The sequence below is a fragment of the Xanthomonas sp. NCPPB 1325 genome, from assembly GCF_041477645.2.
GTDB lineage: Bacteria > Pseudomonadota > Gammaproteobacteria > Xanthomonadales > Xanthomonadaceae > Xanthomonas > Xanthomonas cannabis.
Window position 1 is genome coordinate 3,888,399 of sequence record NZ_CM192985.1, and the last position, 25,498, is coordinate 3,913,896.

22 protein-coding genes and 1 other RNA gene are annotated in these 25,498 nt (G+C 66.9%); 19 read left to right on the top strand and 4 right to left on the bottom strand.

Annotation, left to right across the window (positions count from 1 at the left end; translation table 11 throughout):
* Positions 1-45: 45 nt before the first annotated feature.
* From rph to ACCQ10_RS16470, 8 genes are all read left to right on the top strand, one after another.
* Positions 46-771, top strand: coding sequence for a ribonuclease PH (rph, locus tag ACCQ10_RS16435; RefSeq protein ID WP_039410403.1), 726 nt, complete (start codon positions 46-48; stop codon positions 769-771).
* Positions 768-1,160 carry a VOC family protein gene (locus ACCQ10_RS16440; RefSeq protein ID WP_104580716.1) on the top strand — a complete coding sequence of 131 codons (393 nt, stop codon included), beginning with the start codon at positions 768-770 and terminating at the stop codon, positions 1,158-1,160. Before rph ends, ACCQ10_RS16440 begins: the two co-directional genes overlap by 4 nt.
* Entirely contained in the window at positions 1,157-1,756 is a 600-nt protein-coding gene (gene rdgB / locus ACCQ10_RS16445) for an RdgB/HAM1 family non-canonical purine NTP pyrophosphatase (RefSeq protein ID WP_372361298.1), read from the top strand. Before ACCQ10_RS16440 ends, rdgB begins: the two co-directional genes overlap by 4 nt.
* 16 nt (positions 1,757-1,772) lie before the next feature.
* Positions 1,773-2,930 (top strand): radical SAM family heme chaperone HemW, encoded by a 1,158-nt coding sequence (gene hemW, locus ACCQ10_RS16450; RefSeq protein WP_372361299.1) that lies wholly within the window; start codon positions 1,773-1,775, stop codon positions 2,928-2,930.
* Between the two features lie 183 nt (positions 2,931-3,113).
* Positions 3,114-5,525, top strand: coding sequence for a DUF1631 domain-containing protein (locus tag ACCQ10_RS16455; RefSeq protein ID WP_372361300.1), 2,412 nt, complete (start codon positions 3,114-3,116; stop codon positions 5,523-5,525).
* Positions 5,522-5,869, top strand: coding sequence for a PilZ domain-containing protein (locus ACCQ10_RS16460; protein ID WP_372361301.1), 348 nt, complete (start codon positions 5,522-5,524; stop codon positions 5,867-5,869). Before ACCQ10_RS16455 ends, ACCQ10_RS16460 begins: the two co-directional genes overlap by 4 nt.
* Positions 5,870-5,930: 61 nt before the next feature.
* Positions 5,931-7,256, top strand: a complete 1,326-nt coding sequence (gene pepQ / locus ACCQ10_RS16465) for a Xaa-Pro dipeptidase (protein WP_372361302.1) — start codon at positions 5,931-5,933, stop codon at positions 7,254-7,256.
* A gap of 139 nt (positions 7,257-7,395) precedes the next feature.
* Positions 7,396-7,794 (top strand): XVIPCD domain-containing protein, encoded by a 399-nt coding sequence (locus ACCQ10_RS16470; RefSeq protein WP_039410424.1) that lies wholly within the window; start codon positions 7,396-7,398, stop codon positions 7,792-7,794.
* Between the two features lie 159 nt (positions 7,795-7,953).
* On the opposite strand, the gene ACCQ10_RS16475 is transcribed toward ACCQ10_RS16470, so the two are convergent.
* Positions 7,954-9,282: an aminopeptidase P N-terminal domain-containing protein gene (locus ACCQ10_RS16475; RefSeq protein WP_372361303.1), complete on the bottom strand. Its 1,329-nt coding sequence runs from the start codon at positions 9,280-9,282 to the stop codon at positions 7,954-7,956.
* A gap of 13 nt (positions 9,283-9,295) precedes the next feature.
* Positions 9,296-9,838: a YecA/YgfB family protein gene (locus ACCQ10_RS16480; RefSeq protein WP_372361304.1), complete on the bottom strand. Its 543-nt coding sequence runs from the start codon at positions 9,836-9,838 to the stop codon at positions 9,296-9,298.
* Between the two features lie 235 nt (positions 9,839-10,073).
* Here ACCQ10_RS16480 and ACCQ10_RS16485 point away from each other — a divergent pair, with 235 nt between their 5' ends.
* The 8 genes from ACCQ10_RS16485 (at position 10,074) to ACCQ10_RS16520 (ending at position 14,823) form a co-directional block, all read left to right on the top strand.
* Positions 10,074-10,295, top strand: a complete 222-nt coding sequence (locus tag ACCQ10_RS16485) for a TIGR02449 family protein (RefSeq protein ID WP_039410450.1) — start codon at positions 10,074-10,076, stop codon at positions 10,293-10,295.
* Positions 10,292-10,591 carry a cell division protein ZapA gene (locus tag ACCQ10_RS16490; protein WP_039410433.1) on the top strand — a complete coding sequence of 100 codons (300 nt, stop codon included), beginning with the start codon at positions 10,292-10,294 and terminating at the stop codon, positions 10,589-10,591. The genes ACCQ10_RS16485 and ACCQ10_RS16490 overlap by 4 nt, the downstream gene beginning before the upstream one ends.
* Before the next feature lie 96 nt (positions 10,592-10,687).
* A non-coding RNA gene (gene ssrS / locus ACCQ10_RS16495) (6S RNA) lies at positions 10,688-10,871 on the top strand.
* Positions 10,872-11,279: 408 nt separating this feature from the next.
* On the top strand, positions 11,280-11,870 hold the full coding sequence (locus ACCQ10_RS16500) for a 5-formyltetrahydrofolate cyclo-ligase (RefSeq protein WP_372361305.1): 591 nt from the start codon (positions 11,280-11,282) through the stop codon (positions 11,868-11,870).
* Positions 11,867-12,337 (top strand): EVE domain-containing protein, encoded by a 471-nt coding sequence (locus tag ACCQ10_RS16505; protein WP_047696875.1) that lies wholly within the window; start codon positions 11,867-11,869, stop codon positions 12,335-12,337. Before ACCQ10_RS16500 ends, ACCQ10_RS16505 begins: the two co-directional genes overlap by 4 nt.
* A gap of 100 nt (positions 12,338-12,437) precedes the next feature.
* Positions 12,438-13,085 (top strand): ribose-5-phosphate isomerase RpiA, encoded by a 648-nt coding sequence (rpiA, locus tag ACCQ10_RS16510; protein WP_372361306.1) that lies wholly within the window; start codon positions 12,438-12,440, stop codon positions 13,083-13,085.
* A 369-nt stretch (positions 13,086-13,454) separates the two neighbouring features.
* Positions 13,455-13,901, top strand: a complete 447-nt coding sequence (locus ACCQ10_RS16515) for a DUF192 domain-containing protein (protein WP_047696879.1) — start codon at positions 13,455-13,457, stop codon at positions 13,899-13,901.
* A 40-nt stretch (positions 13,902-13,941) separates the two neighbouring features.
* A complete protein-coding gene (locus tag ACCQ10_RS16520; RefSeq protein ID WP_039410446.1) occupies positions 13,942-14,823 on the top strand; it encodes a SirB1 family protein in 882 nt (293 codons plus the stop codon).
* Positions 14,824-15,360: 537 nt separating this feature from the next.
* Here the strand turns inward: ACCQ10_RS16520 and ACCQ10_RS16525 are convergent.
* On the bottom strand, positions 15,361-15,573 hold the full coding sequence (locus ACCQ10_RS16525) for a rubredoxin (RefSeq protein ID WP_047696986.1): 213 nt from the start codon (positions 15,571-15,573) through the stop codon (positions 15,361-15,363).
* A gap of 51 nt (positions 15,574-15,624) precedes the next feature.
* Here ACCQ10_RS16525 and thiE point away from each other — a divergent pair, with 51 nt between their 5' ends.
* The gene (gene thiE, locus ACCQ10_RS16530) at positions 15,625-16,245 is read left to right on the top strand and encodes a thiamine phosphate synthase (protein ID WP_372361307.1); all 621 of its coding nucleotides are present in this window, start codon (positions 15,625-15,627) and stop codon (positions 16,243-16,245) included.
* Between the two features lie 1,029 nt (positions 16,246-17,274).
* Here thiE and ACCQ10_RS16535 read toward each other — a convergent pair.
* The gene (locus ACCQ10_RS16535) at positions 17,275-20,454 is read right to left on the bottom strand and encodes an outer membrane beta-barrel protein (protein WP_372361308.1); all 3,180 of its coding nucleotides are present in this window, start codon (positions 20,452-20,454) and stop codon (positions 17,275-17,277) included.
* A 305-nt stretch (positions 20,455-20,759) separates the two neighbouring features.
* On the opposite strand from ACCQ10_RS16535, the gene hemL reads away from it, so the two are divergent.
* A complete protein-coding gene (gene hemL / locus ACCQ10_RS16540; protein ID WP_372361309.1) occupies positions 20,760-22,049 on the top strand; it encodes a glutamate-1-semialdehyde 2,1-aminomutase in 1,290 nt (429 codons plus the stop codon).
* Between the two features lie 538 nt (positions 22,050-22,587).
* Positions 22,588-25,359, top strand: coding sequence for a winged helix-turn-helix domain-containing protein (locus tag ACCQ10_RS16545; RefSeq protein ID WP_372361310.1), 2,772 nt, complete (start codon positions 22,588-22,590; stop codon positions 25,357-25,359).
* Positions 25,360-25,498 lie beyond the last annotated feature (139 nt).

The window sequence follows — 25,498 nt, forward strand, 5'->3', positions numbered from 1 at the left end:
CGCGCACTGACGCCCGACCCACCTCCCGACTTCCGGACTCATCGCATGACCTTTTCCCGTCCCAGCGGCCGCACGGCCGACCAGCTGCGCCCGGTGCGCATCGAACGCGCCTTCACCCGCCATGCCGAAGGCTCGGTGCTGGTGAGCTTCGGCGACACCCGCGTGCTGTGCACCGCCAGCGTGGAAAACCGCGTGCCGGGCTTCCTGCGCGGCAAGGGCGAAGGTTGGGTCACCGCCGAATACGGCATGTTGCCGCGCTCCACCCACACCCGTTCCGATCGCGAAGCCGCCCGTGGCAAGCAGGGCGGGCGCACGCTGGAAATCCAGCGCCTGATCGGCCGCGCACTGCGCGCCTGTGTGGACCGCAACGCGCTGGGCGAGCGCACCATCACCCTGGACTGCGACGTGCTGCAGGCCGATGGCGGCACCCGCACCGCCGCCATCACCGGCGCCTACGTGGCGCTGGCTGATGCGGTGAACCTGCTGCTCAAGCGCGGCGACATCAAGAAGCACCCGTTGATCGGTGCGGTGGCTGCGGTGTCGGTCGGCATCTATCGCGGCGAGCCGGTGCTGGACCTGGATTACCCCGAAGACAGCGACTGCGATACCGACATGAATGTGGTGATGAACGATGGCGGCGGCTTCATCGAGCTGCAGGGCACGGCCGAAGGCCATGCCTTCCGCCGCGAAGAGCTCAATGCGCTGCTGTCGCTTGCCGAAAAGGGCGTGGGCGAGTTGTTCGCGCTGCAACGCGCCGCGCTGGCCGGATGAGCCGTCGCATCGCCCTGACCACCTTGCTGGTTGCCGACTACGATGCGGCGATTGCCTGGTACACCGGCGCGCTGGGCTTCCACGTGCTGGAAGATCGCGCACTGGGCGATGGCAAACGCTGGGTGGTGATCGGCCCGGGCGGCACGCAGGACGCCGGCCTGCTGCTCGCGCAGCCGGCCGACGCCGCGCAACGCGCGCGCATCGGCGATCAGACCGGTGGGCGCGTGGATCATTTTCTCTACACCGACGACTTCTGGCGCGACCATGCGGCCATGCAGGCCTTCGGCGTGGAATTCCTGGAAACCCCGCGCGAGGAGCCATACGGCACGGTCGTGGTGTTCCGCGATCTGTACGGCACCAAGTGGGATCTGCTGGAGCCCAAGCAATGAAGCAACTGGTATTGGCCAGCGGCAACGCCGGCAAGCTGGAAGAACTGCGCGCCATGCTGGCGGCACTGCCGCTGCGCATCGTCGCGCAGGGAGAGCTGGGCGTGGAAGACGTGCCGGAAACCGGCCTGACCTTCGTGGAGAACGCGTTGATCAAGGCTCGCCATGCCAGCGCGGTGACCGGCCTGCCGGCGCTGGCCGATGATTCGGGCCTGATCGTCGATGCGCTGGGCGGTGCGCCCGGTTTGTACAGCGCGCGCTACGCCGGCAGCCCGACCGATGCGCGGGCCAACAACGCCAAGTTGCTCGATGCCATGCGCGACGTGCCAGCTGATCGCCGCAGTGCGCGGTTTTACGCGGTGATCGTGTTGCTGCGTCACCCGGAAGATCCGCAGCCGCTGATCGCCGAAGGCAGTTGGGAAGGCGTGATCACCACGCAACCGCGCGGCGACGGCGGCTTCGGCTACAACCCGGTATTTCTGGATCCGGTGCATGGCCTGACCGCGGCGGAAATGGACAGCGACATGAAAAACCGCCTGAGCCACCGCGCAGTGGCATTGGCAACGCTGCAGCACAAGCTGCACGCGCTCACGCTGTAACCGACGACCGCACGCAGTGCCCGCCCTGATCCCGCCCCCGCTCTCGCTCTACGTGCACCTGCCCTGGTGCGTGCGCAAATGCCCGTACTGCGATTTCAACTCGCATGCGGCCAAGGGCGTGCTGCCGTTCGAAGAATACGTAGATGCACTGATCCGCGACCTGGATGCAGACCTGCCGCTGGTCTGGGGCCGGGTGGTGCATTCGGTGTTCTTCGGCGGTGGCACGCCCAGCCTGTTTCCGCCGCAGGCGATCGACCGATTCCTGCAGGCGGCTGCAGCGCGGCTGCGCTTTGCACCCAATCTTGAAATCACCCTGGAAACCAATCCGGGCACCGCCGAGCATGGCCGCTTCGAACACTACCGCGCCGCCGGCGTGAACCGCCTGAGCTTCGGCGTGCAGAGCTTCGACGATGTGGCATTGCAGCGGCTCGGGCGCATCCACGATAGCGCCGAGGCCGAGCGTGCGATCAAGCTGGCGCAGGATGCCGGCTACGAGAATGTCAATATCGACCTGATGTACGCGCTGCCCGAGCAGACCCTGGCACAGGCCGAGCGCGACCTCGAACGCGCTTTCGCGTTGCATCCCACCCACATGTCGCATTACCAGCTCACGCTGGAGCCGAACACGGTGTTCTTCGCGCGGCCGCCCAAGGGCATCCCCGACGACGATGCGGCCTGGGATATCCAGGAACATTGCCAAGCGCTGCTCGCCGGGGCCGGCTATGCGCAGTACGAAGTCAGCGCCTATGCCAAGCCGGGCCGGCAGTGTGCGCACAACCTCAATTACTGGCGGTTTGGCGACTACCTGGGTATCGGCGCAGGTGCGCACGGCAAGATCAGTTCCGGCGCCGAACAACACGTGCTGCGGCGCTGGAAGCACAAGCATCCGCAGAGCTACCTGGCCAGCGCCGGCACGCCCGCATCGGTCGGTGGCGACGAGGTCGTGCCGCGCGAGCGGCTGCCGTTCGAATACATGCTCAATCTGCTGCGGCTGCACGAAGGGTTTCGCCTGGGCGATTTCGAAGCGTGCACCGGCCTGGCCGCGTCGGCCATCGCCGCACCGGTCGCGCGTGCGGTGGCGCAGGGTTGGCTGGTCGAACAGGACGGACGCGTGGTGCCCACCGAGCTGGGCCGCCGCTTCACCAACGACGTGGTCGAGCTGTTTTTGACCTGAGCACGCGCCCCGCTGCTGCGCCGGCAACATCGTGGTGCGGCGAACGTGCGCCAGCGTGGGCTCGTGCCCCATCGAGGCGGCGCGGCCGGCACCGGACTCCTGGCACCTCGCATCGCGATGATCGCTGCGCCGCCGGAAAACATGCTACATAGCTCACGCTTCGCACCGAGCCCATCTCCCCGGATGTCCACGCCCCTGTCCTCCCTGCAGCCCACGCTCAGCGGCCCGATCGCCGACGCGCCCGTTTCCGCGCGCGGCCGGCGCCTGCTTGGCATGTTGCATGCGCAGTGCGTGCAGGCGCTCGGCGGCCCGCTGCGGCTGACCATCGTCGAACTGGAACGTGCGCTGCTGCATCAGGCCGAGCATGCACGCAACAGCCAGATTCAGGCCGATACCTACGCGCAGATGCGCGGCCTGCGCGATCACATCGACCGCTTTCCGCAGCTGTTTCTGCAGCATCTGGCGCAGGACCTGGCGGCATTGCAGGAGCGCCCTGCGCTGATGCCGCCCGCCGATGCGTCCACGCCACCGCAGACGCTGACCTTGGTGGAAGACACCGACATCGATCGCGACATCGTGCTCAGCGACATCGCCCGCCGCGAGACCTCGCGGCGTGCCGATGCGCTGCAACTGCTGGCGCAACGTCTGGCAGTGATCGGCGCAGTGCCGGAATTCGAGCTCGACGCCCTGCCGCTCGGACCCTATGCCCTGTGCCGGATCATGCGTGAGTGCGGCCAGTGCCTGGGTCTCGGCCTGGATGGGCAGCTCGCGCTGTACAAGGTCTTCGAGCATCAGGTGATGGACCGCCTGGGCGATGTCTACGAGAGCGCCAATGCCGTGCTCGCGCAGGAAGGCATCCTGCCCGGGCTGATCTATCACCCCTACCTGGTCAAGCCCACCCATGTGCAGACGCGCCGCACCGCGCCAGCGGGTGCGGCGACACCTGCAGGCAACGCCGCGGCAGGCGCGCACGGCGGCGCGCAACGCTCCCCGCGGCCGGCCAACGGCTGGCATGGGCACGCCGCTCCGAGCGCCTGGCAGAGTGCCCTGCTCGATCCGCAAGGCCTGCCCCCTGCAGCGTCGGGTGCTAGCAGCAGCATGCACGCGGCCTCGCCCGGGTTGAACGAGGCCGCACACGCACTTGGCGGCCTGATGTCCTCGGCACGCCACTGGCAGGCAGCCGGCACCGCCGGCGCGCACGGCACTACCGCCCCGGGCAGCTTGCTGCAGGCCGCCGCCCAGCCGGCTGCAGCGCCGGCAGCCAGCGCTGCGCCCAGCGTACCCAAGGCCGCGCTGGGCAAGGCACTGGCCAGCCTGCAGAGCGCGACGGGCGCACGCCCGGGTGCGTTGTCGCCGGCACCCGGTATCGATGCGGTGCAGCGCCAGGTGCTGGAGCTGCTGCGCGCCGAGCACGGCGCAGACGCCACGCTGTCGCCGCAGGACAACGACACCTTCGACCTGCTTGGCCTGCTTTACGCACAGATGCAGCGCGAAGTGCGCGATCACACACCTGCGCAGGCCCTGCTCGCCAGGCTGCAGGTGCCGGTGGTACGCGCAGCCCTGGCCGACACGCATTTCTTCGTGCGCGACCAGCACCCGGTGCGCGAGCTGCTCAACACCGTGGCCGAGTCCGGCGCGGTGTGGCTGGGCGAGGACGATGTGGACCCGCAGCTGCTGCACAAGCTGGGCGCCGCGGTCGACACCATCGTCAACGATTACCAGGGCGACGAGGCGACCTTCGCCGCCGCCAACGACGACATCCAGGCGCATTTGCGCGTCCTGGCACGCAAGGCCGACGTGGCCGAACGCCGGCATGTGGATGCCGCGCGCGGCAAGGAACGGCTGGAAACTGCCAAACAGCAGGCGCAGGCGCGGATCGAGCAGGTGTGCGACGACAGCGCACCGCCGCGGTTCGTGCAATCGCTGCTGCGCCAGGCCTGGTCCGACGTGCTCACGCTCACCCTGCTGCGGCAAGGCGAGCAGTCGCCGGAGTGGGACGAGCGCCTGGCGCTGACCACGCGCATCGCCGAGGTCACCTGCCGCAACAAGGGCGAGCCCACCGACATTGCGCTCGGCACCGATGTCGAAACCGCGCTGCTGCAGGTGGGCTATCACCACGAAGAAGCGGCCGCGATTGCGCGCCGCCTGTCCACGCCCGGCGGCGACGATGCGCTCAGCTCGCGCACCGAACTGGCCGCCAAGCTCAAGGCGCGCGCGCGCCTGGGCGAGCAGGCCGACACTGCAGCGCACAAGCCCGCCGCCATACCGCGCACGCCGGCCGAAGATGCCTGCTACACGCAGCTGCGCAGCCTGCCGTTCGGGACCTGGTTCGAATTCGTGATCAACCAGCAAGGCGACCTGCGCCGGCAACGCCTGTCCTGGTACAGCCCGATGACCGGCCATGCATTGTTCGTCAATCAGCGCGGGCAAAAGATCGGCGAGCACTCGCTGGACGGGCTGGCGCGGCTGATGGCCGGCGGCCAGGCGCGCCTGCTGGTCGAAGAAAAATCCCGCCTGATCGACCGTGCCTGGCATGCCACCGTGCTTACGCTGCGCAGCCTGGCCGGCCACGCTCCCGCAGAGGCCTTGCCATGATCCAGGACACCCGCCGTGCGCCGCGCCGCCAACCAAACGACATGGTGCCGGTGATCGACATGCTCACCGAAGCGCAGATCGGCCGGGTTGGCAATGTCTCGGAAACCGGCATGCTGCTGCTGGCCTCGGTTGCGCTGCACGACGACGCGCTGTACCAGCTGCGTTTCAGCCTGCCCGAACGCGTTGGCCGCGCCACCGCGATCGACGTCGGCGTGCACCTGCTGTGGTCGGAGGCGGCGCATGCGCCCGGGCAGGCCTGGGCCGGCTTCCGGTTCCTGAGCATGTCCGAGCCGCATCGCCAGCGCCTGCGCGCCTGGATCGCCGAAGAACACATGGTCGGCTGACGCAGCGCACTGCGATTGCGGCAAACTTGCGCATTGCTTCGCATTGCCGATCGAGTCCCGCATGACCCAGCCCTCCTTGAGCCACCTGTATTCCGACCACCTGCGCACGCTGACCGCGCGTGCCGATCAGGCGCTGCAACGCGGCGGCTTCGATCATCTGGTGGTCCCCAGCGGCAGCACGCACTACCAGGTGTTCGACGACCGCGATTACCCGTATGCAGTCAACCCGCAGTTCAAGACCTGGGTGCCGCTGACGCGGGTGCCCGACAGCTGGCTGGTCTACACCCCGGGCCAGCGGCCGACGGTGATCTTCCACCAACCCTTCGACTACTGGCACGTGGTGCCCGACGCGCCCAGCGGCTGGTGGGTGGAGCACTGCGACATCCACATCATCCGCACCCCGGAACAGGCGCTGGCGCTGCTGCCCAGGCAGGTCGAGCGCTGCGCCATCCTCGGCGAGGCGCGCAGCGCACTCGGCGCCTACGTGCCGAACAACCCGCAGCCGGTGCTCGACTACCTGGACTATCAGCGCGCCTTCAAGACCCCGTACGAGCTGGCGTTGATGCGCATCGCCCAGCAGCTGGCAATGCGCGGCCATCGTGCCGCCGAAGCGGCGTTTCGCGCCGGCCAGAGCGAATTCGGCATCCATATGGCCTACTGCGCGGCCGTGGGCCAGGATGCCAACACGCTGCCATACGGCAACATCATCGCGCTCAACGAGCATGGCGCAGTGCTGCATTACACCGAGCTCGGCCAGCAGCCACCGCAACCGCTGCGCAGTTTCCTGATCGATGCCGGCGCGTCGGCACATGGCTATGCCAGCGACATCACCCGCACCTACGCCGCCGATACCGGCAGCGAATTCCAGGCCCTGATCGATGCAGTCGACGCCGCGCAGCTCCGCATGGGCCAGGCGGTGCGCGCCGGCGTGGACTACAAGCAGCTGCACATCGATGCGCATCTGGCGTTGATGGGCATCCTCCAGCAGTTCGGCATCATCACCGTGTCGCCGGAGGCCGCGCTGGCCACCGGCGTCAGTGCCGCGTTCTTCCCGCATGGCCTGGGCCACCTGATCGGCCTGCAGGTACACGATGTGGCCGGCTTTGCCGCCAGCGACCGCGGCGGCCGCATCGAACGCCCGGCAGGCCATCCCTACCTGCGCCTGACCCGCGTGCTGGAACCAGGCATGGTGGTGACCATCGAGCCGGGTGTGTACTTCATCGACATGCTGCTGGACGAAGTGAAGAAGAACGGCCACACCGCCAGCATCGACTGGCAGCGTGTGGAGCAGTTCAAACCGTACGGCGGCATTCGCATCGAAGATGAAGTGGTGTGCACCGACGCCGCGCCGGAAAACCTGACCCGCCCGGTCTTCGCCGCCGCTTGAGCAGCGGGCGCGGCCGACCACACCACGGTGTGCAATGCCGGGCCACAATGGCGAAAGACCTGAGATGGGCGCCCAACCGCGCAATCCACCACCCGATCACGCCCCGCTACGCTGCAGCACCACCACACGGAACACTGCCATGAACGACCCACGCCAGAGCGCGCACCCGGACCACGCGATGTATCAGCAGATCGAACGCGGCGTGCATGCGATCGATGCGGCGCACGGTCGCACGCCCGATCAGACCAGCGCACGCCTCACCGCCGCCTTGTTGCCGCTGGCCAAGGAAGGCGGGCTGTCGCGCGTGGACCACGTGCTGATGAGCGAAGCAAACCATCGCGGCGTGCACGGCGGCGAGAACGTGTTCGTGGTGCAAGGCGACCCGTCCAATCCGGCGCACCTGCGTGCGCACATGAAAACCGAACAGGCGCTGGGCACACCGGAAGAACAATCGTTCGAGCGCGCGCGTCAACTCGCCGGGCCGAGCGAGCCGGTGCAGCACCCCGAACGCACCCAGACGCCGCAGCTGGGCCAATGAACCCAGCCGACAAAACGCCTGTGCAGTCGCCAGGCGGGCGCAGCTGGTGCCTGGGATCGGCGTAAGCACGCGTCCACTGCGGCGACTGCGTTTTTGCCTGCGCCTTCATGACGCTCACTGCGGTGTGTCGGCCGCGGCGACCCTCACGCGCGCCGGCGGTTACGCGCTGCCGGCCATCACCGCTTCGATCTCGTCGGCGCTGCGCGCCAGTGCATCGGTCAGCACGCGGTGGCCATCGCCGGTGATCAGCACGTTGTCTTCGGTGCGGATGCCGATGCCGCGCCACCTGGGCTCCACCGTGGTGTCGTCGGCAGAGACATAGAGCCCCGGCTCGATGGTGAACACCATGCCGGGTTCCAGCAGGCGCGAGTCGCCGGCCAGCCGGTAATCACCGACATCGTGCACGTCCAGGCCCAGCCAGTGGCCGGTCTTGTGCCGATAGAAGCGCTTGTAATGCCCCTCGGCGATGTTGCGTTCCAGCTTGCCCTTGAGCAGGCCCAGGCGTAGCAGGCCCTCGGTCAAGGTCTCCACCGCGGCCAGATGCCCGGCCTCATAGGCCACGCCGGGGCGCGCCTGCGCGAGCGCCGCCGCCTGCGCCGCACCGACCAGATCGTGCAGGGCGCGCTGTGCCGGCGTGAAGCGGCCGTTGACCGGGAACGTGCGGGTGATGTCGGCCGCATAGCCACGGTATTCGGCACCGGCATCGATCAGCACCAGATCGCCGTCGCGGCTGCGCGCGTTGTTGGCGCGGTAATGCAGCACGCAGGCGTTGCTGCCGGTGCCGACGATGCTGCCGTAGGCCGGCCACCCATCGGCGGCGCGAAATTCGCGCTCCACTTCGGCCTGCAGTTCGTACTCGTGCACGCCCGGGCGTGCCAGTCTCATGGCGGCCAGGTGCGCACACACGCTGATGTCTGCGGCCTGCTGCATCAAGGCGAGTTCATCGCGCGACTTGAACAGGCGCTGCTCGTGCAGCAGATGCCCCAGCTCCAGGAATTCATGCGGTGGCTGCGCGCCATGACGCACCTGCTCGCGCACCCGCTTGAGCCAGCCGATCAGCTTCAGATCGAAATCGACATCGCGGCCGAAGTGGTAATAGACCCGGCTGCGCCCTTCCAGCAGACCCGGCAGGATCTCGTCCACATCGTCGATGGGGTACGCATCGTCCATGCCGTAGCGTTCCACCGCCCCTTCCTGCCCCTCGCGCGGGCCGTCCCAGGCTTCGCGCTCGGCATCGCGCTCACGGCAGAACAGGATCGCTTCGCCATGCCGGCGCCCGGGCACCAGCACCAGCACCGCCTCGGGCTCGGGAAAGCCGCTCAGATACCAGAAGTCCGAATCCTGCCGGTACGGGTAATGGGTGTCGTGGCTGCGCACGCGCTCGGGGGCGGCGGGCAGGATCAGGATGGCGTGCTCGCCGGCCATCTGCATCAGTTGCTTGCGCCGGCGCGCATACTCGGCCGCGCCGATCCCGGTGAGCTTCTTCATGACGGGACGACGATCAGTTCAGACGTTGGCGAAAACGCGGCCCCATGACGCAGTCGCCATGCAGCAACAGCACCGCCACGCGGACGAATTCCTCGATCTCGGCCAGGGCGGTGTCGTCTTCTTCGCCGGCATCGAAATCGTCGCTGGATGCCTGCGCCAGGCGGGCCAGATCCTGCAGCGCTTCTTCGCCTTCTTCGGTGAGCGCCGGGCGCTGCTGCGCGGCCAGCCCGAAGCCGCCCAGAAACGCGCGGCACCAATCGAACAGCGCATCGGTACGCGCTGGCAACGGGGCGCCCTCTTCGACCAGCAGCAGGTCGAACGCGAAGTCGCGGTCTTCCAGCTGTGCCACGGTGGCCTGGCGCAGCCGATCCAGCGCGCCGCCCTGCTTGGGCGCCGCCTGGGCGTTGTCGGCCAGGATGCGGGCCAGCCAGTCGCCACTGTCGGCCCCACCACCGGACAACCACCCGCATAGCCCGCCGTGCAACTCCGCCGCAGAGGACGCCAGCCCGAGCTGACGGCTTTCAGTTTGCACAGCGGTTACGTCAGGCAGATCCATCGGGTCATCCAGGCTAGGAACAGAAGGCACCCGCGCGAGGCGGGCGACGAGACTTTCCAGTGTATCAAGGCCGCCCGTCCCAACCGCGATCCGGTCGCTCCATGCAGCGTTCCAGGGGTCGCGCGCGGCAGCGGGTCAGGCCGGCGGCAGCCCTTGGCAGGCTTGGCTTCATGGCGCGTGACCGGCCCGTGAGCGGCGCTTGACCGTGACGCGCGCGCGCCCCTATCGTGAGCGCATGGACAACGCTGCCGCCCTCGCTCAGATCCGCGCACTCGCCGCCCGCGTGGAGGCGCTGGTGGAGCGGACGCAACGGTTGACCGACGAGAACCGTAGCCTGCGCCATCAGCAGGAACAATTGATCGGCGAGCGTTCGCAACTGCTGACCAAGAACGAGCAGGCACGCTCGCGGGTGGAAGCCATGATCGTGCGGTTGAAGTCACTGGAGCAGCACACGTGAGCAGCAACGAACCGGTCAGCGTGCGTATTCTGGATCGTGAATACACGGTTGGCGTGACTGCCGACGAACGCGAGAGCCTCACCGCTGCGGCACGCCTGCTGGATTTGCGCATGCGCGAGATCCGTGGCAGCAACCGCATGGCAGCGGTCGATCGTGTGGCGGTGCTGGCTGCGCTCAATCTTGCACATGAGTTGCAGCAGTTGCGCGACCAACAAGCGCTCTACGATCGTGAATTGGCGAATACGCTCGACAGCTTGAACCGTCGCCTGGACGGCCTGGCCGATACACCACGTTGAGCGCGACGTCGCACTGCCGTCGCAAAGATGAATTTTTGCGACCGCGTGCCGACGAATGGGCTAGCCATCGCGCAGCAGAGGTCTATACTTCACCTGCGTTCTCTGCTGTAAACGACAGCGTGCAAAACATTCGCCTTGTCCCTTAATTACGACCACGGGGGCGCGACGAAGCCGGGTGTGCAAGTCCGCCTTGTAGCGGGAAGCCCGATGGCCTCACAACGTCCCCACTTGAACCCCGGGTTCAAGGTCGTTTCGCCCGCATCGTCACCGCGGAGAATGCAAATCTGAAACGGCGCCTTCGGGCGCCGTTTCTTTTTGTGTGTCTGGCGAAGCGTTTGGGCACGACGCCTGCCGCGCGCAGCGATGCAGCCCTTCGTGCCCCGGGGCGCTGCTGCGGGATTGGCCTGTCGATGATGCGACAACCTGGAGGGCAGCCTCAGGAGCGCACGTGCGCAGCATCTCATCGGACTGAATGCACGAAGACATGTTTCTCTACGCCAAGCGCGTGAGCACCGCGCTCCGCCAACCGGCCACGAGGCGATTGCCCGGCGGCACGTCCAGACCTGGTGCCCGACGTTCCGACCGGACGCCGGACCTTCGAACGGGACGTTGAACATTGCGGACATGGCGCTAGGCAGCTGGACGTGGGCCATCGACAATGTGCGCCTTCGACCGCTGCGAGACACCGATGACCCAGGACCGAGACGCGCTGCGTCAGCAGTTGCGTGCGCAACGCCGCAGCCTGCCGGCCACGCAGCGACTGGCCGCCGCCGATGCATTGGCCGAACGCTTGCTGGCGCTGCCGTTCGCACCGCAGGCCGGTGCGGTGGCCGGGTATTGGGCGATGGATGGCGAGATCGCACTGCATCGCTGGCAGCTGAGCTTGCCGGCCGGCGTGCGCTACTGCCTGCCGGTGCTGGACGGACGCGTGCTGCGCTTTGCGCCATGGCGGCCGGGCCAGGGACTGGTCAGCAATCGCTACGGGATTCCCGAGCCGGACGTGGATCTGGCCGACACGCTGGCGCCACAGGACATGGCCTTGGTGGTGACCCCGCTGACCGGTTTCGACGCGGCGTGCCGGCGGCTGGGCATGGGGGGCGGCTGGTATGATCGCAGCTTCGCGTTCCGGCATCGCCAGGCGCCGCCGCCCTGGCTGGTGGGCGTCGGCTTTGCCGCACAGCAGGTGCCTGCCTTGCCGACCGAATCCTGGGACGTGGGCGTGGACGCCATCTGCACCGAACACGCCACTTTCCTGAAAGACGACAGCCTCTCTGCATGACTGCCCGCAAGCGCTACTGGTTGATGAAGTCCGAGCCGGATACGTTTTCCATCGATGATCTGGAACGCGTCGGCACCGAGCCGTGGAACGGCGTGCGCAACTACCAGGCGCGCAATTTCATGCGCGACGGCATGCAGGTGGGCGACGGGGTGTTCTTCTACCACTCCAACTGCAAGGTGCCCGGTATCGTCGGCATCGCCAAGGTCGCCAGCACTGCGTATCCGGACGACACCCAGTTCGACCCAAAATCCGACTACCACGACCCCAAGTCCACGCGCGAAGACCCACGCTGGATGCTGGTGGACGTGGCGTTCGAGCGCAAACTCAAGCGCACGATTGCGCTGGATGAAATCAAGCAACACGCCGATGCACTGGGCGAAGGCTTCCCGCTGATCGCGCGCGGCAATCGCCTGTCGATCCTGCCGGTGACCGCCGCGCAGTGGAAGCTGTTGCTGGCGATGGAGTAGCCGTGATTGGGGATTCGGCATTGGGGATTCGCCCATCGCCGCCCCGTGTGACCTGCTCTTACGAATCCCAACTCCCCAATCACCAATCCCGAGCTCCCAAATGTCCGACGCAAAACGCCTGGCCGCCGAGAAGGCACTCGATTACGTGGAAGACGGCATGATCGTCGGTGTCGGTACCGGCTCGACGGTGGCCTACTTCATCGATGCGCTGGGCCGTATCGGCCACCGCATCAAGGGCGCGGTCTCCAGCTCCGAACAGAGCACCGCACGCCTGCGCCAGCACGGCATCGAGGTACTGGATCTCAACCACACCGGCAATCTGTCGGTATATGTGGACGGCGCCGACGAGTGCGACCCTAACCGCTGCCTGATCAAGGGCGGCGGTGCGGCACTGACCCGCGAGAAGATCATTGCCGAGGCCAGCGAACGCTTCATCTGCATCGTCGACCCGAGCAAGCAAGTGCCGGTGCTGGGCAAGTTTCCGCTGCCGGTGGAGGCGATTCCGATGGCACGCAGCCTGGTCGCCCGCCAGATCCTGGCGTTGACCGGCGGCCAGCCGGTGTGGCGCGACGGCGTGGTGACCGACAACGGCAACGTGGTGCTGGACGTGCACAACCTGCAGATCACCGATCCGGTGGCGTTGGAGCGCAGCTTGAACCAGATTCCGGGTGTGGTCTGCGTGGGCCTGTTTGCGCGCCGCCCGGCCGATGTGGTGATCGTCGGCGGCACACCGCCGCGCGTGCTCTGAGGCACGACGCGGACGATTGTTCGTGCGCCCGACGGCGCGCAGACATCCGACACCTGGGCCGCGCCGGCAACGCGGCGTTGCAGGTGCTCTCTTCACAGCGGTGGCCGGTGCGGCGACTCTCGAACGCTGCACGCCCGGCGCAACTTGCTCGCTGTCTGCATACAGAAGTCCGCACGCGGCGCATCTGCAAGCGGAACGTGCCTCCCCCGCGCGCTGGGCGAGGCGGCACCGTGGCCGCGCGATGCGCAGCGGGCAATCGGCCCGTCCCGATGCCTTGCACGGCACCGCACTGCATCGCCTGCCGCCGCGACTTGACGCACGCCGGTGCATGGCAGAAGGTGCGCCATCCCCGCCTCATCGGTTTGCCGCATGCGCCCTGCCCGCTTCCTTGGTCTTGCCTGTCTGCTCCTGCTTGGCGGCTGCGCCAGCGGCGGCTCCTGGGTGGAACTGGCCGGTACGCGCTATCAGGTGGAACTGGCACAGAACGATGCCGACCGGACCAAGGGGCTAATGTTCCGCGACGCCATGGACGAAGACCGCGGCATGCTGTTCATCCACGACCGCCAGGAACCGATGGCGTACTGGATGAAGAACACCAAGATCGCGCTGGATATCCTGTATTTCGACAACCAGCGCCGGCTGGTGTCGCAACAACGCGATGTGCCGCCGTGCTCGGCCGGCGACGCCTGCCCGCCCTACCCCAGCAAGGCGCCGGCCCGCTATGTGCTGGAGCTCAATGCCGGCCAGGCCGCCAGGCTCAACCTGCAGGATGGCGCCGAACTCACTTTCAGCCCGGATATTCCCAAGCTGAAGTGATTCACAGCGATGCGGTGTCTCCTGTCAGGAAGTACCGGACTTGAACCCCGCGCCGCTTGCCGACACTCTTGTCAGCATGGTCGACATGCTCCCACTTCCCCATTGGACCGCGCTCGCCAGCCTGGACGACGATGCGGTGCCACTGATGTCCACCGCGTTGCTGATCGCACGCGACGAGTATCCACAGCTGGATGCAGAGCTGTATGACACCCTGGTGCAGAGCCACGTCGAGCACCTGCGCCGCGAGGTGGAGGCGATCGATCTGTGGCCGCTGAAGATGGCGGCAGTCAACCGCTACCTGTTCGATGAACTGGGTTATTCGGGCAATCACGACGAGTACTACGACCCCCGCAACAGCTATCTGAACCAGGTGTTCGAGCGCCGGCTGGGCAATCCGATCTCGCTGGCGATGGTGCAGATCGAGGTGGCCCGGCGCCTGGGCATCCCGCTGGCGGGGGTGTCGTTTCCGGGACATTTCCTGGTGCGCCTGCCGGTCGACGACGGGGTCCTGGTGATGGACCCGTTCAACGGTGGCCGCCCGCTGGGCGTGGACGAGCTGCGCGAGCGCGCGCGCCCGCACCTGGGCGGCGAAATCCCCGACGACCGTGCGCTGGCGCAGATTCTCGACCCGGCACCGCACCGCGCGATCCTGATCCGCATTTTGCGCAACCTGCACGGCGTGTACGCCGATGCCGAGCACTGGGACCGCGCCGCACGCAGCGCCGACCGCATCCTGAAGCTGGTGCCCGACCAACCGGAGGCGCTGCGCGACCGCGGCATGGCCTATCTGCATCTGGGCCATCGCAATGGCGCCCGCCACGATCTCTCGCGCTACCTGCTACTCAACCCGAGCGCGCAGGACGCGGCCCATCTGCACGAGCATCTGGTGGAACTGAACAGCCAGCGCGCGCGGGCGCACTGAGGGGGCACATAACGGGCGACAACCTACTCTAGGAGCAGATTTTTTTCGATATGCTCCTGGTGGCCACACCACGTGGCTACAAGGATGAATTCGAATGAAGATAATCTTCTCAGCTGTGATCGTTTCAACCTCGCTGCTTCTGGGAGCTCTAATACCAAGCGAAGCTGCTGCGGCAGTTGTTCTGTCTTGTGAGCAAGGTGCGCCAAGTTCTTGGAAACTTTGTGAAGCCCAGCCTCAAGGTGATTTCGTATATGCCTGGAGCGTCAGCGGCGGCGGAATCCTCGACCCCTACGTATGTACGTCTGAAGCAAGCGCCTGCACGGCCTTCTGCACAAGGAGTAGCAGAAGCGGATTTTTAAATGTGTCTGTCTTTAGCCGAAATGGGGCACTCGTTGGAAGCGCGAGTAGAAGCCTGGGCTGCGCAACGTAGGCCATCGCTTGAAGTGTTCAAGCAAGGGAGACGTCAGCCTCCCTTGCTACACCAGTAGCGCCGTCACGGGGAATGCGGGTGCCCGACAGCGTGGCATTCACAGCGACTCAGTCGACCTCCACCATCTCGAAGTCGTCCTTGGTGACGCCGCAATCGGGGCAGGTCCAGCTCTCGGGCACGTCCTGCCAGGCGGTGCCGGGCGCGATGCCTTCTTCGGGAATGCCGTCGGCCTCGTGGTAGAGGAACCCGCAGACCACGCACATCCAGGTGCGGTAGGTGGTGGTGGATGTGTCGCTCATCGGATAATCGCGGTCACGCAACGGTGGGGCCAGCATTGTCCCATCCCATCCACCGCTTTCGGAAGCGCTGCCATGCCCCACCGCCTTGACGCCCGCGGCGTGTACCTGATCACCCCGGACGAGCCCAATACCCAGCGCCTGCTCCTGCGCACCGTGCCGTTATTGCCAGCAATCACCTGGCTGCAATATCGCAACAAGCAGGCCGATGGGGCGCTGCGGTTGCGCCAGGCCAGCGCCCTGCGCAAGGCCTGCGCGGCGCACGGTGTGCCCTTGATCATCAACGACGATGCGCAACTGGCCGCGCAGGTCGGTGCACAGGGCGTGCATCTGGGCGAAGACGATGGAGAGGTGGCAGCCGCACGCGCGCGGCTGGGGCCGCAGGCGATCATCGGGGTGTCGTGCTACGACGAGATCGAGCGCGCGCGCGCCGCCGCCGCTGCGGGTGCCAGCTATGTCGCGTTCGGTGCGTTTTTCCCGACCACCACCAAGCAGACCACCCGGCGCGCGACGCCGGCGCTACTGCAGCAAGCGGCCGAGCTTGGTCTACCCCGGGTGGCGATCGGCGGCATCGCCGCTGCGCAGGTGCCCGCGCTGGTGACTGCAGGTGCCGACCTGATTGCCGTGGTCAGCGGCGTGTATGCGGCGCCAGATCCGGTCGCAGCAGTGCAGGCATATCGCGCAGGATTTGCGTGATAGTGCGGCAAGCGTTGAAGACGATTGATGCTGGCTGCGTTGTAGGCCGTCGCGCAGGATTGATGCCTTGCTTGCACCAGGTACACCGACCATCGTGACGGGCCTTGCCCGCTCACCGTCGCGGGACCCTTGGCGTCCCCGCAATCAGTGAGGGCACCGCATCACACACCTGGCTGGTCTTTTTTTAAAAAACGAAGATGCCGCGTCGCCAGCTTGCCGGCTGCTTGTTGAAACCTGTGCGCACCGACCATCTCCACTGGTCCTTGCCCGCCCACCGTCGCGGGACCCTCGGCGGCACGGATGCCGCCACGGAGCTACATGGACGTACTTGCAGCGTGTCCCGTGATGGTGGGCGGGCAAGGGCCCTGCAGCAACGGCGCAGATGATCCGCTGTTCGCCTGATCTGCCCGTAGCGAGCAATCAGATAGCAACGCCTGCATCGTGCGTATCGCGAGCGCTTGGCTGTCTTCGAGTCTGGTCGAGGGCGCGGTGCCCTCACCGCTCGCGGGACACGCCGTGAATCCGTCCGTGGAGGCTCGGTGGCGGCATCCATGCCGCCACACGGTCCCGCAATCGGTGAGGACACCACGCCAGACAGTTGGCTGGTGGTTTTGTTGAAAAGCTTTGTAGAAAAGCAAAGACATCGCGTCGCAGCTTGCTAGTCGCTGTTGAAATCCATTCAGGCCGACCAACTCGACTGGTCCTTGCCCGCCCACCGTCGCGGGACCCTTGGCGGCATGGATGCCGCCAAGGAGCTACATGGATGTACTTGCAGCGTGTCCCGCGATGGTGGGCGGGCAAGGGCCCTGCAGCAAAGGCGCAGATGATCCGCTCTCTGCCTGATCTACCAGGATTGAGCAATCAGGTAGCGACGACTGCAGCGGACAATCTGCTTAGCCAAGCGATCACCCAGGCTGCCTGCCGTCACGCATCACGGCGACCTCAATTCGGCCGCCATTACCCAAAACAAAAACAGCGACGCGTGCTTTCACGCGTCGCTGCCGGAACTGCCTTTGTCGCGTGATCCGATCAGAAATCGTAGCTCAACGTCACCCGGCCAGAGCGCGGTGCCTGGTAGGCCACCACCTGATTCCATAGCGGGTTGGTGGTGTTGTCGGGCAGCTGCGAGAACGGATAGATGTTCGTCGCGGTCTGCTCGTTGGTGATGTTGAACACGTCGAAGCGCAAGGCCAGCTTGCCGTCGGCAAAGGCCGGCTTGTAGGTCACGCCCAGGTCGAGCTGGGCGATCCAGCCCAGGCGCCCCTGCGAGCCCGGAGGCGATGCCACGCCGGTGCCGGTTTCGGGGTTGTAGCAGTAGTGGTACGGACCGCCGGTGATGGCGCTGCCGCCGTAGCCAGCCGGATCGCGGCCGCTGTATTCGGTGCCGTAGTAATTGCCCAGGCAGTTATGCGGCGCGCCGGAAATCAGGCTGAAATTGGCCGAGGCGCCCCATTGCGGGTTGAACTGGTAGAAGCCGAACAGCTTGAGCTGATGGCGGTGATCGTTGGATTGATCGCCGTTGAAATGTTCCATCAGTGCTGCGTGGTCCCAGCTCTGCGTTGTAGAAACCGACGCCTGGCCCTGATAGCTGCCGAGTGCGCCGCCGGTACGCCACAGGTCCGAACGCACCTGGCCTTCGGTGGTGCCGTAGCTATGCGACCACACGTAGTTGACCTTGGCGTACCACTGGCCGTCGAACGGACGTTCCAGGTTGAATTCCACGGCCGAATAGTTGCGCTTGAACTTCGGGAAGCCCGCCGCTTCGCGGCTGACCGACACCTCGTGGAACTGGCCGTCGGTGCCGATCACACCCCAGGTGTTGGTCTGGCCGGGATTGATCAGCGAGGCGCCTGCGACTTGCGAGAAATCGATGGTCACGCCCTGCGCGGCGGCCGCGTTGATCAGCGCAGTGTTGGAGACGTCGTAGTTCTGGTCGTCGATACCGGCATTGAGACGCCGGTGGGTACCACGCACGCCGAGCACCCAGCCGCTTTCGAGCTGCTTGGTGAAACCCAGGATGACTTCGTCCTGGTTCTCGCCTTCGATGTCCTTGGCCACGGCGGTGCGCACATCGGCGATGCGGCCGAAGCGCGAATTGGCCGACACGGCCGAGCCGAGCTGCTGCGCCAACACCGGCGTGCCGTCGGCATTGATGCCGCTATAGGTGAAATAGGTATCGGTGGTGGTGGCCGGCGTGAACAAGCTGACCGCCGACAGCGGCAGACCGAGGTAATAGCGGCCAACGTTACCGAACACCTTCAGGCTGGAATCGCCATTGACGTCCCAGCTGAAGCCCAAGCGCGGCGCCCACGCGTTATCCACTTCAATGTAGGGGTCGCCGAATGGGGTGTAGTTGGTGAACTCGTCCTTGCGCAGGCCGATGCTCAGCAACAGGTTGTCGGTGACCTGCCACTTGTCTTCGATGTAGTAGGCGCGTTGCTTGGCCTCGTAGGAATACAGGCTGGTGTTGATGTTGCGCACCACGTAGTAGCCGCTGGACCCGTTGACCGGATCGACCAGGCCCGGGCTTGGCGCGCCGATGCCGCCAGCTTCGTTGGCAGACTGGCTGACCAGCCCGCCGGTGGCCAACCCGTTGGGGTCGTTGGTCTGGCCGTAGGTCCAGGCGAAGCCCGGGCCGGACAGCACCGAGCCGACGTCGATGCCTTCGGACTTCTGGTTGTCGATACCGAAGTTGAGCGTGTGGTGGCCGAGGCGCCATTCCAGATTCAGGCGCTGATTGTCTTTCTTGTATTCGCGATCCGGCGAACTGACCGAGGTGACCAGCTGGTTGCCGATGCGCGGCGTGCCGCCGGTGTAGGCCGGATTCTGCAACGCCGCGCTATTGATCACCGGTCCCCCGGCCGCGTTGTAGTTGAACGGGGTCAGCTCGTCGGGGGTGCGCATCTTGCCGTACAGCGCGGTCACGGTGAGGTTGTCACCCAGGTAGCCGGTGTACTTGCCGGTGAACAGCGTGGGGCCGGTCTTCCAGGTGGATTCGTCGGTGAAGTAGCTGCCACGCGTGCGGTTGACATAGTCGTAACGGTAGATGGAACCGTTGGTCTCCGCCTCGTCGCTGGCACCGGTCACCTCGATCAGGTGGTTGTCGGTGATGTTCCAGTCCACCTTGGCGTACCAGCGCTTCTGCTTGTAGTCGTAGTCGGTCAGGCCGCCGGTGCGGCCGTTGTCGGTGTCGCGATTGGTGCCCACGCGCACGCCATCCGAATCCACCTGCTCTGCGGCCAGGAAGAAGAACAACTTGTCCTGGATGATCGGGCCACCGACGTAGGCGCTGTAAGTGGTCTGGTTGGCCTCGGCTTCGCTGGCCGGCTGGTACAGGCCATTGGCCGCACGCGCGTAGCGGTAGGCGGCGTTGTTGACGGTGCTGGCCTGGCTGTCCGGGCGCCAGTAGATGTCGCGCTGGTTGGCACGCAGGCCGTTCGGCTCCCAGATCACCGCCGCGCCGAACTTCCACTCGTTGGTGCCGCGCTTGCCGATCTGGTTGATCACACCGCCGTTGGCGCGGCCGTACTGCGCGCCGTAGCCACCGGTGAAGATTTCCTGCTGGTCGATGGCACCGTACGGTAGGGTCAGGCCGCCGAGATTATTGCTGATGGTGGTGGTGTTGAAACCGTTGAGGTAATACGCGTTTTCGCTGGCGGCCGAGCCGCCGAAGCTGGGCAGCGAGCCGCCGAGCGGGCCGTTGTCGAAACCGCCGCTGTTGACCACCACGCCCGGCGCCAGCAACGCGATCGCTTCGGCGGTACGGCCCAACGGCAGCTGCGCCAGCTGCTCGGCAGTGACCACGGTGCGGGTATCCACGCTGCTGACATCGATGGTGGCCAGGCTGGCCGCGTTGACGGTGACGCTGTCCAGGGTCTGCACGCCGCTCCCCGCGGCGCTGGCGGCGAACGACACGTCGGTATTGGCGCCCACGGTAATGGCCACGTTCTCGCGGGTTTCCACGACCGCGCCGTCGCGCTTGACCGTCACCTTGTAGGTGCCCAGCGGCAGATTGCCGGCGGTGTACCGGCCACGCGCGTCCACCGGCACTTCGCGGCTGAGGCCACTGTTGTTTTCCACCACCACGCTGGTGCCGCTGCCCTGCCCCACGCTGCCGACGATGCTGCCGGTGGTCGACTGCGCGTGTGCACCGCCGATGGCCACCACCAGGGCCAACGCCAGCGCACGCTTCTGGATACTACGGTTCATGCTTTCTCCCCAAGTCTGGAACGGTCGGCAAGGCGACTGGATGAACGGGGCCAACGGCCACCGGAATCACACTTTCTGAACATCTGAAGCGGGGCGCCAATGACCGCATGCCATCAGCTCATGCCCAAACGCCCGGTTCCCTCGTGTCCGATCATAGGCAGCCGGGTTGCCCTACCCGCCGGCTCCGACGGGTAGGCAGGCCTCTGCCGGGTAGGCGCGCGAGGCCGCAGGCCTGACAATGGCGAACGCGATGCCCGCTGCCGGGCATCGATGTCCCCACTGGTATTCCTCAAGGATCTGCGCGCATGAACCACACCCGCTCCCACGCCCTGTTCGCCCAGGCGCAGACGCTGCTGCCCGGCGGCGTCAACTCACCCGTGCGGGCGTTCAAGTCGGTGGGCGGCGAGCCGTTCTTCGTGGCCCGTGCCGACGGCCCGTACCTGTACGACGTCGACGACAACCGCTATATCGACTACGTGGGCTCATGGGGCCCGATGATTGCCGGGCACAACCACCCGACGGTGCGCGAGGCGGTGGAACGCGCGATCCGCGACGGGCTGTCGTTCGGCGCGCCGTGCGCGGCGGAAGTGACGATGGCGCAGACCATCACCCGGCTGGTGCCCTCGTGCGAGATGGTGCGCATGGTCAACTCCGGCACCGAGGCCACGCTGTCGGCGGTGCGCCTGGCGCGCGGCGCCACCGGGCGCAGCCGCATCATCAAGTTCGAAGGCTGCTACCACGGCCACGGCGACTCGTTCCTGGTCAAGGCCGGCAGCGGCATGCTGACCCTGGGCGTGCCCACCTCGCCGGGCGTGCCGGCCGGCTTGAGCGAACTGACCGCCACGCTCAGCTTCAACGACTTCGAAGGCGCCACCGCATTGTTCGACGAGATCGGCGCCGACGTGGCGGCAGTGATCATCGAGCCGGTGGTGGGCAATGCCAACTGCATTCCGCCACTGGCGGGCTATCTGCAGCACCTGCGCACGTTGTGCACGCGGCATGGCGCGCTGCTGATCTTCGACGAAGTGATGACCGGCTTCCGCGTGGCGCTGGGTGGCGCGCAGGCGCTCTATGGCGTCACACCGGATCTGACCACCTTCGGCAAGATCATCGGCGGCGGCATGCCGGTGGGCGCGTACGGCGGCCGGCGCGAGCTGATGGAGCAGATCGCCCCGGCCGGGCCGATCTACCAGGCGGGCACCTTGTCGGGCAATCCGGTGGCCATGGCCGCCGGCCTGGCGATGCTGGAACTGGTGCAGGAACCCGGCTTCCACGCCCGCCTGGGCGAGGCGACCGGCGTGCTGTGCGAAGGCCTGGAAGATGCCGCGCGCGCGGCCGGCATTGCCGTTACCACCAACCAGGTGGGCGGCATGTTCGGGCTGTTCTTCAGCGACGAGATCGTGGAGAGCTACGCGCAGGCCACCGCCTGCGACACCACCACCTTCAACCGCTTCTTCCACGCGATGCTGCAGCGGGGCGTGTACCTGGCGCCGTCGGCGTACGAGGCCGGCTTCATGTCCAGCGCGCACGACGAGGCCGTGATCGAGGCCACGCTCGCCGCAGCACGCGAGGCGTTTGCAGAGGTCGCACGCTGACGCGTGACGGGGTAAGACGGCGGCCGCGCCGCGCTTCGCCTTCAGCACGTGCCGACGGCGCAGGTGCGGCGCTGAGACAGCCCGCCAAACCAGACGTCGGCAGCCGATAACGGCCGCCCCGATGGCGCCGGACGTGGATGCCGGCGCGGGCCCAGCGGGCCCCGGCATGTACCGCAGGGGCCGAAGTGAATGCGCACGCCGCGGGCTGGGCGCGCCGGTCGGTGACGCCGGATCAGACACACTTGTTCTGCGCACGCCGCTGGCGCGGGCAGACGCAACCACAACCCGATCCACCCGATGGCCCGCCTCGACCCTGGCGGCGATGGCGTGAAAACCGCCACACACTTTGCTTTTGTCGTGAGGCTGTCATACCTTTCTGAAAGGTGCTCAGGGACGGGCATGGGTGGGGACCCGCGAAGCAGCCGATCCGCCGTTGTCGCCGTCTCGGTGACCTGCGTGCCGTCGCCGCTGTTTCATCACGTTGTGCAGCGTGTCGAGCCGGCGCGCTGTTGACGCTTGCCACGGCCGCCCTCGCCTCATGCTCAAGCCTGTTGCGTTGCTCACTCCGCGCCCGTCACCGCCGCGCGACCCCGCTCTTCCCGATTGGCTGCTTGCCAGCAAGCTGGAGCCACCCTCACCGCATCCGGGCGCGGTGGTGCGCGAGGCATTGCTGAGGGCACTGGATCAGGGCCAGATGCGTCCGTTGACCCTGCTGCTGGCCCCGCCCGGGTTCGGCAAGACCACGCTGCTGGCGCAATGGCATGCGCAGCTGCGTGCGCGTGATGCGGCGTCGGTGGCCTGGCTGTCGCTGGACGAAGCCGATGCCGATGCCGCGCGCTTTGTGGGTCATCTCGCCCTGGCGCTGCAGGGTGCAGGCGCCGATGCCGCGCTGTGCACCAGCGTGATGCACCACTGCGAGCAGGACCCGCGCGATGCGGTCGCGGTGCTGATTCGCGCCCTGCGCGCTGCACCGCGGCGCATCAGCGTGATCGTCGACGACTACGACCGGCTCGGCAGTGGCCTGGTCGATGAGCTGGTGCTGCGCCTGGTGGAACACAGCGGCGGGCGCCTGCATCTGTTGCTTGCCACCCGTCGCGTACCGGCGCTGCCGCTGGCGCGGCTGGAATTGCAGGCACAGCTCGGTCGCATCGGCAGTGCGCAACTGGCACTGGACGCCGACGAAGCGCGCACGCTGCTGGGGCCGCGGGTCGCGGCGCCGGTGGTGGAGACCCTGCTGCACTACACCGAAGGTTGGCCGGTAGCGCTGCATCTGGCGCGGCTGTGGCTGGAGGGCGATGCACAACGTCAGCAGGAAGTGACCGCACGCTTCTCCGGGCGCAGCACGCAGATTGCCGCGTATCTGGCCGAGCAGGTGGTCAACGACCTGGATGCACCAACGCGCGACCTGCTGTTGCGTACCAGCCTGCTGGAACGCCTCAACGCCTCGCTGGCCGATGCGCTGCGCCAGCGCGACGACAGTGGCCGGTTGCTCGCCCGGCTGGAGCATTTCCACGGCCTGCTGGTGCCGCTGGATGGCGAACGCGAATGGTTCCGCTATCACCCCTTGTTTGCCGACTTCCTGCAGCAAGTGCTCGATCGCGAGCACCCTGGCCAGGCCGTCCAGCTGCATCAGCGTGCAGCCCGCTGGTTTGGCGACCATCAGCACCTGGCCGACGCGGTACGACACGCCGCGCATGGCCAGTGCGGCGATCTGGCGGCCAGCTACATCGCGCGCGCCGGCACCTGGCAGTTGCTGCTGACGCACGGCCTGCACGAGGTGCGTGCATTGCTGCGCCATTTCGACCACCGCACCATCCGCGAGACACCGGCGCTCAACCTCACCCAGGCGCATCTGCACATCAAGCTGGGCGAGTTCAGCCATGCGCGCCTGTTGCTGGAACGCTTTCGCGATTTCCCGGCGGCCCTGCGCGAACCGCTGCAGCGCGACTACACCGTGGTGGTGGCCGTGCTGCGCGACCGCCTGGACGAAATCTGCGGCAACCCCCATGGCCTGACCCAGATCGCGGCACAGGCGCGCGCACTGGACGAGGACGACCAGCTTGGCCGCGGCATGCTGCTCTGCATCTGCGCCACCACCGCCATCGCCCAAGGCGCGTTTGCAGTGGCAGAACGCTACGCACTGGCGGCACGCGAGGCAATGCAGCGCGGCGGCAGTGATGCGGGCGCCGGCCAGGCGCTGCTGGCGCTGGGCCAGAGTTTTTTCTACCGCGGGCAACTCGGCGACGCCGAGGCATGCTACCGGCAAGCGCTGCACGGGTGCGCGCACACGCCACAGCCAGACCGCGTGCTGGAGGCGGCCGGCCAGTGCCTGCTCGCGCAGCTGCATTACGAGCGTGGCCACCACGACGACGCGGCGGACCTGCTGCATCCGGCACTGGAAACGCTCGAGCAACACGATGCCGGCGTGGATGTGCTGGCAGCCGCCTACGACACCGCATTGGGACTGGAGCGCGTGCGCGACCATAGCGGACGCAGCGCCCTGGCGGTGCTCGACCATATCGAGCAGATCGCCCACGGGCGCAAGCTGATGCGGCTGTCCGAGCTGGCGTCGGCGTGGCGCTTGATGCTGCTGCTGGAACATCCCGGCAACGCGGCCATCGATGTGCTGATCGCGCGCACCGGCGGCGAATCCTCGCTGGCACACACATTGCGCGCGGCGCACCGGTGGCGCGATCGCGCGGCGATGGGGTTCGCACTGGCACGCTGGCACCGCCTGGCCGGACGCAGCAGCGCAGCGCTGATCATCCTCGGCCAGATCGAGCAGGCCTGCCTGAGCAACGACAACCTGTGCCATCTCGCGCGCACCCGCGCCCGCATCGCGCTGGTGCTGCAGCAACGCGGCGAACTGCTCGCCGCCCTGCCCTACCTGTACAGCGCCCTGGACCACGTGGCGCTGACGCAGAGCTGGCAGGCAATCGTCGAACTCGGCCTGCCCGCCAAGGCGATGCTGCGCTCGCTCCGGCAGCACGACCCGCACACCGTGGGCGGCACCACGCGTGCCTTGACCATCCAGGCCCTGCTCGAACGCCTCAGCGGCGACGACGATCCTTCCAGCGACGTGTTCAGCGAGCGTGAGCTGGAAGTGCTGGCACAGCTGGCGCGTGGCTATTCCAACAAGCAGATCGCCCGCCACCTGCACCTGTCGGAAAACACGGTCAAATTCCATCTCAAGAATCTGTACCGCAAGCTCGATGCACGCAGCCGCGAAGGCGCATTGGCGCAGGCGCTGCAGCGCGGCGTGTTACGCAGCGGGGACGTCCAGCACGCAACGGACGCACCGCCACCGTGAGGGGCGTGCACGTCATGGTGCCTGCCTGGCGCGCCTGACATGGCGGGAACGGTGCGCGGCCCTGTGGCGATGCAGCAGCGTCGTTCACACGATGCCGGAGGCAGCCAACCGATGCACCGCGCCACAGGGACAGGCCCGG

Bases quoted from the DNA above. Each gene is read 5' to 3' on its own strand.
- rph (WP_039410403.1), top strand. From the start codon at position 46: ATGACCTTTTCCCGTCCCAGCGGCCGCACGGCCGACCAGCTGCGCCCG.
- ACCQ10_RS16440 (WP_104580716.1), top strand. From the start codon at position 768: ATGAGCCGTCGCATCGCCCTGACCACCTTGCTGGTTGCCGACTACGAT.
- rdgB (WP_372361298.1), top strand. From the start codon at position 1,157: ATGAAGCAACTGGTATTGGCCAGCGGCAACGCCGGCAAGCTGGAAGAA.
- ACCQ10_RS16455 (WP_372361300.1), top strand. From the start codon at position 3,114: ATGTCCACGCCCCTGTCCTCCCTGCAGCCCACGCTCAGCGGCCCGATC.
- ACCQ10_RS16460 (WP_372361301.1), top strand. From the start codon at position 5,522: ATGATCCAGGACACCCGCCGTGCGCCGCGCCGCCAACCAAACGACATG.
- pepQ (WP_372361302.1), top strand. From the start codon at position 5,931: ATGACCCAGCCCTCCTTGAGCCACCTGTATTCCGACCACCTGCGCACG.
- ACCQ10_RS16470 (WP_039410424.1), top strand. From the start codon at position 7,396: ATGAACGACCCACGCCAGAGCGCGCACCCGGACCACGCGATGTATCAG.
- ACCQ10_RS16475 (WP_372361303.1), bottom strand. From the start codon at position 9,282: ATGAAGAAGCTCACCGGGATCGGCGCGGCCGAGTATGCGCGCCGGCGC.
- ACCQ10_RS16480 (WP_372361304.1), bottom strand. From the start codon at position 9,838: ATGGATCTGCCTGACGTAACCGCTGTGCAAACTGAAAGCCGTCAGCTC.
- ACCQ10_RS16485 (WP_039410450.1), top strand. From the start codon at position 10,074: ATGGACAACGCTGCCGCCCTCGCTCAGATCCGCGCACTCGCCGCCCGC.
- ACCQ10_RS16500 (WP_372361305.1), top strand. From the start codon at position 11,280: ATGACCCAGGACCGAGACGCGCTGCGTCAGCAGTTGCGTGCGCAACGC.
- ACCQ10_RS16505 (WP_047696875.1), top strand. From the start codon at position 11,867: ATGACTGCCCGCAAGCGCTACTGGTTGATGAAGTCCGAGCCGGATACG.
- rpiA (WP_372361306.1), top strand. From the start codon at position 12,438: ATGTCCGACGCAAAACGCCTGGCCGCCGAGAAGGCACTCGATTACGTG.
- ACCQ10_RS16515 (WP_047696879.1), top strand. From the start codon at position 13,455: ATGCGCCCTGCCCGCTTCCTTGGTCTTGCCTGTCTGCTCCTGCTTGGC.
- thiE (WP_372361307.1), top strand. From the start codon at position 15,625: ATGCCCCACCGCCTTGACGCCCGCGGCGTGTACCTGATCACCCCGGAC.
- ACCQ10_RS16535 (WP_372361308.1), bottom strand. From the start codon at position 20,454: ATGAACCGTAGTATCCAGAAGCGTGCGCTGGCGTTGGCCCTGGTGGTG.
- hemL (WP_372361309.1), top strand. From the start codon at position 20,760: ATGAACCACACCCGCTCCCACGCCCTGTTCGCCCAGGCGCAGACGCTG.
- ACCQ10_RS16545 (WP_372361310.1), top strand. From the start codon at position 22,588: ATGCTCAAGCCTGTTGCGTTGCTCACTCCGCGCCCGTCACCGCCGCGC.